The sequence below is a fragment of the Burkholderia sp. Ac-20379 genome, from assembly GCF_017104645.1.
Classification (GTDB): domain Bacteria; phylum Pseudomonadota; class Gammaproteobacteria; order Burkholderiales; family Burkholderiaceae; genus Burkholderia.
Map to the genome: position 1 here is coordinate 1 of NZ_JAAGPF010000326.1, position 8,463 is coordinate 8,463.

8 protein-coding genes and 1 pseudogene are annotated in these 8,463 nt (G+C 65.4%); 1 reads left to right on the forward strand and 8 read right to left on the reverse strand.

The genetic code is table 11. The features are described from left to right. A pseudogene (locus tag G3N92_RS35135) lies at positions 1-113 on the reverse strand (DUF3025 domain-containing protein); the annotation flags it as partial. Next, a complete protein-coding gene (gene pyrC / locus G3N92_RS27625) occupies positions 113-1,183 on the reverse strand; it encodes a dihydroorotase (RefSeq protein WP_206130759.1) in 1,071 nt (356 codons plus the stop codon). The gene pyrC and the pseudogene G3N92_RS35135, both read right to left, overlap by 1 nt. Before the next feature lie 202 nt (positions 1,184-1,385). Here pyrC and G3N92_RS27630 point away from each other — a divergent pair, with 202 nt between their 5' ends. Continuing rightward, entirely contained in the window at positions 1,386-2,330 is a 945-nt protein-coding gene (locus G3N92_RS27630; RefSeq protein WP_206130760.1) for a class II glutamine amidotransferase, read from the forward strand. Positions 2,331-2,436: 106 nt separating this feature from the next. Here the strand turns inward: G3N92_RS27630 and G3N92_RS27635 are convergent, their stop codons facing one another. The 6 genes from G3N92_RS27635 to G3N92_RS27660 form a co-directional block, all read right to left on the reverse strand. After that, entirely contained in the window at positions 2,437-3,162 is a 726-nt protein-coding gene (locus tag G3N92_RS27635) for an amino acid ABC transporter ATP-binding protein (protein ID WP_206130761.1), read from the reverse strand. Then, positions 3,159-3,836 (reverse strand): glutamate/aspartate ABC transporter permease GltK, encoded by a 678-nt coding sequence (gltK, locus tag G3N92_RS27640; RefSeq protein ID WP_206130762.1) that lies wholly within the window; start codon positions 3,834-3,836, stop codon positions 3,159-3,161. The genes G3N92_RS27635 and gltK overlap by 4 nt, the downstream gene beginning before the upstream one ends. Then, the gene (locus tag G3N92_RS27645; RefSeq protein ID WP_206130763.1) at positions 3,836-4,576 is read right to left on the reverse strand and encodes an amino acid ABC transporter permease; all 741 of its coding nucleotides are present in this window, start codon (positions 4,574-4,576) and stop codon (positions 3,836-3,838) included. Before G3N92_RS27645 ends, gltK begins: the two co-directional genes overlap by 1 nt. Positions 4,577-4,662: 86 nt before the next feature. Beyond that, positions 4,663-5,556 carry a glutamate/aspartate ABC transporter substrate-binding protein gene (locus tag G3N92_RS27650; RefSeq protein ID WP_206130764.1) on the reverse strand — a complete coding sequence of 298 codons (894 nt, stop codon included), beginning with the start codon at positions 5,554-5,556 and terminating at the stop codon, positions 4,663-4,665. A gap of 268 nt (positions 5,557-5,824) precedes the next feature. Next, entirely contained in the window at positions 5,825-7,129 is a 1,305-nt protein-coding gene (locus G3N92_RS27655; protein WP_206130765.1) for a Glu/Leu/Phe/Val dehydrogenase, read from the reverse strand. Between the two features lie 212 nt (positions 7,130-7,341). Then, complete coding sequence (locus G3N92_RS27660; protein ID WP_206130766.1) at positions 7,342-8,298, reverse strand: LysR family transcriptional regulator; 957 nt, start codon at positions 8,296-8,298, stop codon at positions 7,342-7,344. Positions 8,299-8,463: the final 165 nt, after the last annotated feature.

Sequence of the window (8,463 nt, forward strand, 5' to 3'; positions counted from 1 at the left end):
GCCAGCGCCGCGGCCTGCCAGCGCGGGCCGCGCGCCGCGAACGGCGCGAGCCACGGCGCGGCCCAGTCGATCGATTCGAAACCGGCCGCGCTCGGGCCGCCGGCCGCCGGCATCAAGCGAGACGCCAGCCGATCGATTCGCCGCCGCGCAGCGGCACGACGGACGTATCGCCCGCCTCGACCGTGGCCGGCAACTGCCAGGTTTCGCGCAGCAGCGTGACCGTTTCGCTCGCGCGCGGCAGGCCGTAGAAATCGGCGCCGAAGAAGCTCGCGAAGCCTTCGAGCTTGTCGAGCGCGCCGGCCTGATCGAACGCCTCGGCGTACAGCTCGAGCGCGTGCAGCGCCGTGTAGCAGCCCGCGCAGCCGCAGGCGGCTTCCTTCGCGTTCTTCTCGTGCGGCGCGCTGTCGGTGCCGAGGAAGAAGCGCGCGTTGCCCGAGGTGGCGGCTTCGACCAGCGCGACGCGGTGCGTTTCGCGCTTGAGCACCGGCAGGCAGTAGTAATGCGGACGGATGCCGCCCGTGAAGATCGCGTTGCGGTTGTAGAGCAGGTGATGCGCCGTGATGGTGGCGCCGAGCGTGCCCGGTGCGGCATCGGCATCGCGCACGTATTCGGCCGCGTCCTTGGTGGTGATGTGCTCGAACACCACCTTCAGCGCCGGGAAATCGCGGCGCAGCGGCGTCATCACGCGGTCGATGAACACTTTCTCGCGGTCGAACAGATCGATGTCGGCGTTGGTGACTTCACCGTGCACCAGCAGCGGCATGCCCACTTCCTGCATCGCCTCGAGCGCGCCCGCGCACTTGCGCAGGTCGGTCACGCCCGCGTCCGAATTGGTGGTCGCGCCGGCCGGATACAGCTTCACGCCGTGCACGAAACCGCTCGCCTTGGCGCGGCGGATCTCGTCGCCGGGCGTGTTGTCGGTCAGATAGAGCGTCATCAGCGGCTCGAACGTCATGCCGGCCGGCAGCGCGGCCAGAATGCGCGCGCGATAGGCTTCGGCCTGCGCCGTGGTGGTGACCGGCGGCTTCAGGTTCGGCATGATGATCGCGCGGCCGAACTGGCGCGCGGTGTGCGGCAGCACGGCGGCCAGCATCGCGCCGTCGCGCACGTGAAGGTGCCAGTCGTCGGGACGGGCGAGAGTCAGCGAGGAGACGGGAGCGGGGGCGGCGTTCTGGGCGGTCATGGGGCGTCGTGGGGATAGGCGGACGCAGCAGCGAGACGGCTGCCGCAGCCGCGCCCCGCGCTGCCAAGTGACGGAAAACCGCAACACGATGTCGTGTGCGCGCGGTTCCGCTTTTGGCCGCCCGGGGCTGGGTGTATGCTTGAAACCGCCATTGTACCGGTTCCGCCCGGTGTCCCTACCCGCCTGACCTGCTGCAACACCTATGTGCCAACTCTTCGGAATGAACTGCGCCGAGCCGACGGACGTGACCTTCTCGTTTACCGGTTTCGCTGCCCGCGGCGGGCTGACGGATCATCACGCGGACGGTTGGGGCATCGCCTTCTTCGAAGATAAAGCCTGCCGCCTGTTCCTCGATCACCAGTCGTCGGCCACCTCGCCGATCGCCGAAATGGTGAAGCGCTATCCGATCAAGTCGAAGAACACGATCGCCCATATCCGCAAGGCCACGCAGGGCGCCATCCTGCTCGAGAACAGCCATCCGTTCATGCGCGAGCTGTGGGGGCGCCACTGGATCTTCGCGCACAACGGCGACCTGCCCGGCTATGCGCCCGAACTGAGCGACGGCGTATACCAGCCGGTCGGCACGACCGACAGCGAGCAGGCGTTCTGCACGCTGATGCAAGGCCTGCGCGACACGTTCCCCGGCGCGCAGCCGCCGCTGCCCGAACTGTTCGAGCGGCTCGCCGAGCTGACCGAGGCGATCACCGCCTACGGCGTGTTCAACTTCCTGCTGTCGAACGGCCAGGCGCTGTTCGCGCACTGCTCGACGCGGCTGCACTATCTCGTGCGCCGCTGGCCGTTCTCCACCGCGCATCTGATCGACGAGGATCTGTCGATCGATTTCGCGAAGTACACCACGCCCGAGGATCGGGTCGCCGTGATCGCCACCCAGCCGCTGACCGACGACGAAGTCTGGACCGCGTTCGAGCCGGGCGAGCTGATGATGTTCCAGTGCGGCGACGTCGCCGCAAAAACACGCGTGAAGGTGCCCGAGATCGTGCTGGAAAAGCTGCGCAATCCGTCGCTCGATCCGTCGGCTTCGCAGAACTGCCAGCGCGGCGGCGCAGCGGCACCGGTTGCCGGCGACACCACGCTGGCTGCCGCCGCGGCGGCGATGGCCAACGGCGACGACCCCGTCGACTTCTGAGCCGCGCGGCTGCGATCGCCTCCGCGATCACAGCGCTTTCCCTGCTTCAATAGAACAACGCCCGGCGCGATGCCGGGCGTTGTTCATTGGCGCGTTGCCGACGAACTCAGTGCAGGATCTTCGCGAGGAAATCCTTCGCGCGATCCGACTTCGGATTCGCGAAGAATTCGTCCTTGCGGTCGTCTTCCACGATGGCGCCCTTGTCCATGAAGATCACGCGATGGGCCACCTTCTTGGCGAAGCCCATTTCGTGCGTCACGCACATCATGGTCATGCCTTCCTGCGCCAGCTCGACCATCACGTCGAGCACCTCGTTGATCATCTCGGGATCGAGCGCCGAGGTCGGCTCGTCGAACAGCATCGCGATCGGATCCATCGACAGCGCGCGCGCAATCGCCACACGCTGCTGCTGGCCGCCCGACAGTTGCCCCGGGAACTTGTGCGCATGCGCCTTCAGGCCCACGCGGTCGAGCAGGCGCAGGCCCTTTTCGTTGGCCTCGTCCTTGCCGCGGCCGAGCACCTTGATCTGCGCGAGCGTCAGATTTTCCGTGATCGACAGATGCGGGAACAGTTCGAAGTGCTGGAACACCATGCCGACCTTCGAGCGCAGCTTCGACAGATTGGTGCGCTTGTCGCCCACCGAATCGCCGTTGACGAGGATCTCGCCCTGCTGGAACGGCTCGAGGCCGTTCACGGTCTTGATCAGCGTGGATTTGCCCGAGCCCGACGGCCCGCACACCACCACCACCTCGCCCTTCTTCACTTCCGTCGTGCAGTCGGTCAGCACCTGAAACTGGCCGTACCACTTCGAAACGTTCTTGATGGAAATCATCGTGTAACCTTTTTCTGAAGACCCTTGACGAGTGCGGAGGCGATCACGCACACGACGAAATAGCAGGCGCCGGCGAACAGGACCATCTCGACGGTGGTGCCGTCGCGATCGCCGATATTGCTGGCGGTACGGAAGAAATCCGCAAGGCTGATCACGTAGACGAGCGAGGTGTCCTGGAACAGCACGATCGCCTGCGTCAGCAGCAGCGGCACCATGGCGCGGAACGCCTGCGGCAGGATCACGAGACGCATCGCCTGCGCGTAGCTCATGCCAAGCGCGAACGCCGCGTTCACCTGCCCGCGCGACACCGCCTGAATGCCGGCGCGGATGATCTCCGAATAATACGCGGCTTCAAAAAGAGAAAACGCGATCATCGCCGAGGCGAGCCGGATATCGATGGTCGGCGACAGCCCGAGCACGCCCTGCAGCACCTGCGGCACGATCAGGAAGAACCACAGCAGCACCATCACCAGCGGAATCGAACGGAACACCGTGACGTAGAGCCGCGAGAACCATTGCAGCGGCTTCACGCCCGACAGCCGCATCAGCGCGAGCAGCGTGCCCCACACGATACCCACCACGATCGCCAGCACGGTGATCTGCAGCGTGACGACCGCCCCCGTCCACAGCGCGGGCAGCGCGCCGGGAATACCACTCCAGTCGAAATCGTGCATCACTTGCCTCCGATATAGCCGGGCAGGCGCGTTTTCGCCTCGATCCAGCGCATGAAGGCCATCACGACCAGGTTGATGATCACGTACGCGAGCGTGACCGCGATGAACGATTCGTAGGTTTGCGCGGTGTAGTCGACGAGCTGGCGCGCCTGCGCCGACAGATCGAGCAGACCGATCGTCGAGGCCACGGCCGAGTTCTTGAAAATATTCAGGAACTCGGACGTGAGCGGCGGCACGATGATGCGGTACGCCACCGGCAGCAGCACGTAGCGGTACGTCTGCCATTCGGTGAAGCCCATCGCCAGGCCGGCCGCGCGCTGGCCCTTCGGCAGCGCGTTGATGCCCGAGCGCACCTGCTCGCACACGCGCGCGCCGGTGAACAGGCCCAGACAGACGATCGACGCCGTGAAGAACTGCGTGCCCGGCGGCAATTGCTTGATCCAGCCGCCGATCGACGCGGGCAACAGCTCGGGCACGACCAGATACCAGATGAAGAACTGCACGATGAGCGGGATGTTGCGGAAGATCGACACGTACAGCGTGCCGATCGCGGACAGCCTCCGGTCGGGCACGGTGCGCAGCACGCCGAACAGCGAGCCGACGATCAGCGCGATCACCCAGGCCGCCAGCGACACCTTGATCGTCACCCCGAAGCCCGAGAACAGCCAGCCGAGGTAGGTGGTCGGCTCGCCCGTCGAAACGGGACTCAGGAAAATGCCCCAGTTCCAGTGGTAAGACATGATGGACAAGACTCCGGCAAAAGAAAACGGAAGAAGCGGAGCGCCTCTTCCGTTGCGTCAAAGCAAGATGTGGAACCGGCTCGGGATTAGTCGAGCGCCTTGTCGTTCGGGTTCGCGTACAGCTTCTTCATCGAATCCGACAGCGGGAAGTTCAGGTTCAGGCCCTTCGGCGGTATCGGGTTTTCAAACCACTTCGCGTACAGCTTCGCGGCCTCGCCCGACTTCTCGAGTTCGGTGATCGAATCGTCGACCACCTTCTTGAACGCCGGATCGTCCTTGCGCATCATGCAGCCGTACGCTTCTTCCGATTGCGGCGTGCCGACGATCACCCAGTTGTCCGGCTTCTTGGCCTTGGCGCGCTCGCCTGCCAGCAGCGCGTCGTCCATCATGAACGCCACGGCACGGCCCGTTTCCAGCGTCTGGAACGATTCGCCGTGATCCTTCGCGCTGATGATGCTCATGCCCATCTGCTTGTCGTTGTTCATCGCGCGCAGCAGGCGTTCCGACGTGGTGCCCGCCGTCGTCACGACGGTCTTGCCCTTCAGGTCGGCGAAATCCTTCACGCCCGAATCCTTCGAGGTCATCAGGCGCGTGCCGATCACGAAATAAGTGGTCGAGAAGGCGGCCTGCTTCTGGCGATCGAGGTTGTTGGTGGTCGAGCCGCACTCGATGTCGACCGTGCCGTTCTGCACCAGCGGAATACGGTTCTGCGACGTGACCGGGATGTTCTTCACCTGCAGGTTCGGCAGGCTCAGCTTTTTCTTCACGGCGTCGACGACTTTCATCTGGAAGTCGCGCGCGTACCCGATCACATTCTGGCTCTGGTCGTAGTACGAGAACGGGATCGACGATTCGCGGTGACCGAGCGCGATCACGCCGGTGTCTTTGATCTTCTTCAGCGTCCCGGTTTCTTGCGCAACGGCCCCGCCTGCAAACGTCGTCAGTGCGGCGGCCATCAGCAGCGCTTTCTTGAAATTCATCTGGTATCTCCTTGGGCTAACCGGTGTCAGTCTAGCTCAGTAATTTTTTTGAAAGTAATTATTGTTAACCACTGTTTTTATTGCGCCACGGCTGCGCTTGGCCGTGGGAAATGCGCGTAAGTCATGCCATCTTCACGCATCAGTCACATGACATGGATGCGCGAAGCGGGCGGCGCCGGATTCAGCGTCGCCCGCTTCGTGAAGGCATCGCGGCGGGTAGCCGCGATGCCGTGTCGATCCTCGCCCGAAGGCGCCGGTCAGGAACGGATCAGGGGTAGAGACCGCGCAATTCGCGCGCCTGCAGGATGCGCTTGCAGGCCACGATGAAGGCCGCCGTGCGGACCGTCACGCCATGTTCCTCCGCGACCGCCCAGACGCCGCCGAACGCTTCGCGCATGATGCGCTCGAGACGCAGGTTGATTTCGTCCTCGCTCCAGAAGAAGCTCGAGAAATCCTGCACCCATTCGAAGTACGAGACGGTCACGCCGCCGGCGTTGGCGATCACGTCGGGGATCACCAGCGTGCCGTTGGCGGCCAGGATGTCGTCGGCCGCCGTGGTGGTCGGGCCGTTCGCGCCTTCCACGACGATCTTCGTGCGGATCTTGCCGGCGTTCTTCTCGGTGATCTGGTTTTCCAGCGCGGCCGGGATCAGGATTTCGGTTTCGATGGTCCAGAACTCGTCGTTCGGGATCGATTCGGCGCCTTCGAAACCGGCCACGCCGCCGGTGCGCGCCACGTGATCGAGCAGCTTGACGGCGTCGAGGCCGCCCGGCTGATAGATCGTGCCGGTGTGATCCTGCACCGTGATGACCTTCGCGCCCGCTTCCTGGAACAGCTTGCCGGCGATCCCGCCGACGTTGCCGAAGCCCTGCACGGCGATGCGCGCGCCTTCGATCGCGACGCCCTTCTTCTTCGCCGCTTCGCAGCCCACCACGAACACGCCGCGGCCGGTGGCTTCGCGACGGCCGAGCGAGCCGCCCAGCGTGATCGGCTTGCCGGTCACGACGCCGGTGGCGGTCTGGCCCTGGTTCATCGAGTAGGTGTCCATCATCCACGCCATCACCTGTTCGTTGGTGTTGACGTCGGGCGCCGGGATGTCCGTGTTCGGCCCGATGATGATGCCGATCTCGCTCGTGTAGCGGCGCGTCATGCGCTCGAGCTCGCCGCGCGAAAGCTTCTTCGGATCGACGCGGATGCCGCCCTTCGCGCCGCCGTACGGCACGTTGACGGCCGCGTTCTTGACCGACATCCATGCCGACAGCGCCATCACTTCCGACAGCGTCACGTCCTGGTGATAGCGGATACCGCCCTTGCCCGGGCCGCGCGACACGTTGTGCTGCACGCGATAGCCCTCGAAGTGGGCCACCGTGCCGTTATCGAGTTCGATCGGCACGTCGACCACGAGGATGCGCTTCGGGCGCTTCAGCGTTTCGAGCCAGCGCGACAGCGAGCCGAGGTACGGCGCGACGCGATCGACCTGCTTCAGGTAGTTGCCCCACGGGCCCAACGCGTCTGCGTTCAGGTAGGACGGCACGGATTGCACGGGGGACGGGGACTGCGGTTGCGAAGACATGGATTCTCCAACGGTCAGCGAATGACGCCATTGTGGAAAAACGCATTTTCGAAATCCAATGCCGTTTGCTTATTCGATTATGCGTTTTTTGCATGATCGCGCTATTGCTGGGCAAAGCGCGCGTTCCGAGCGTGAACGGAAGCAATCGACATGCCTTCGAGCCGCCGTTCGCAGGCGCCGCGCGCCGAGTAACCTCATCGGCCGCGCGGGATTCAGCCCGCGCGCTGCGCGAGCTCGTCGGTGACGGCATCCCACAGCGCGCGCACCAGCGCGTGACGGGCGTCGTCGCCTTGCGCGGCAAGCTTGTCGCGGTAGAGCCGGATCTCCATGCTCAGCGTGAACGGCTGCGCGGCGCCCGCGCGCGCCGGCCGGTCGAGCCGGATCAGCTCGCCGCCGGCCACCGCATCCTCCACCGCGCTGTGCGGCAGGAACGCCACGCCGTGCCCGGCCAGCGCCATCGCCTTCAGCCCTTCGGCCATGTCGGTTTCGTAGACGCGATCGAGATACAGCGGCTCGCGTGCGTTGGCGATGATCACCTCGGTCATCCGGCCCAGATAGGCGTTCGGCGTGTAGGAGAGATACGGCACGGGCGCGTCGGCGTCGCCGGGCAGCGTGTAGCGCGGCCGGCCGGCGCGCAGCGGCGCCGAGAACGGGCTGATCGGCTCCATGCCGAGCGTGAGCATGTCGTAGCGCGCCGGATCGAGCGCGACCGGATGGCTCGGATGGTGATAGCCCATCACCAGATCGCAGCCGCCTTCCACCAGCGACAGCACCGCATCGTGCACGTTCAGCGCGCGCAGCCGCGTGTGCACCGACCCGAGCTTGGCCTCGATGCGCTGCAGCCAGAACGGGAAATAGGTCAGCGAGAGCGTGTGCGGCACGGCGAACTCGATGGTCGGCACCGGCGCCACCGCGTGACCGCGCAGCAGCGTGCGCGCCTCGTGCGCCTGCGACAGCATCGTCAGCGCCTGCTCGAGGAACACCTGGCCGGCCTGCGTGAGCCGCGTGGGATAGACGGAACGGTCGATCAGCTCGGTGCCGAGCCACGCTTCGAGCGCCTGGATGCGCCGCGAGAACGCCGGCTGCGAGACGTGCCGCAACTCGGCCGAACGGCTGAAGCTGCGCGTCTCCGCGAGCGAGACGAAGTCTTCCAGCCATTTCAGTTCCATGCGGACCCTTGCTGCGCGGCGATTGTCGAGCCCGCATTGTAGCCGCGCGCCGAAGCGATCCGGCTGCAGGTGTGCGGTGCCGCACGGGCGCCGGCTTCGTGCGGCCGCGCGGCGCGAAACCGGTTCGGCGCGGCCCGCGGCGGCGGCGCGCTGCATACCGCGCAC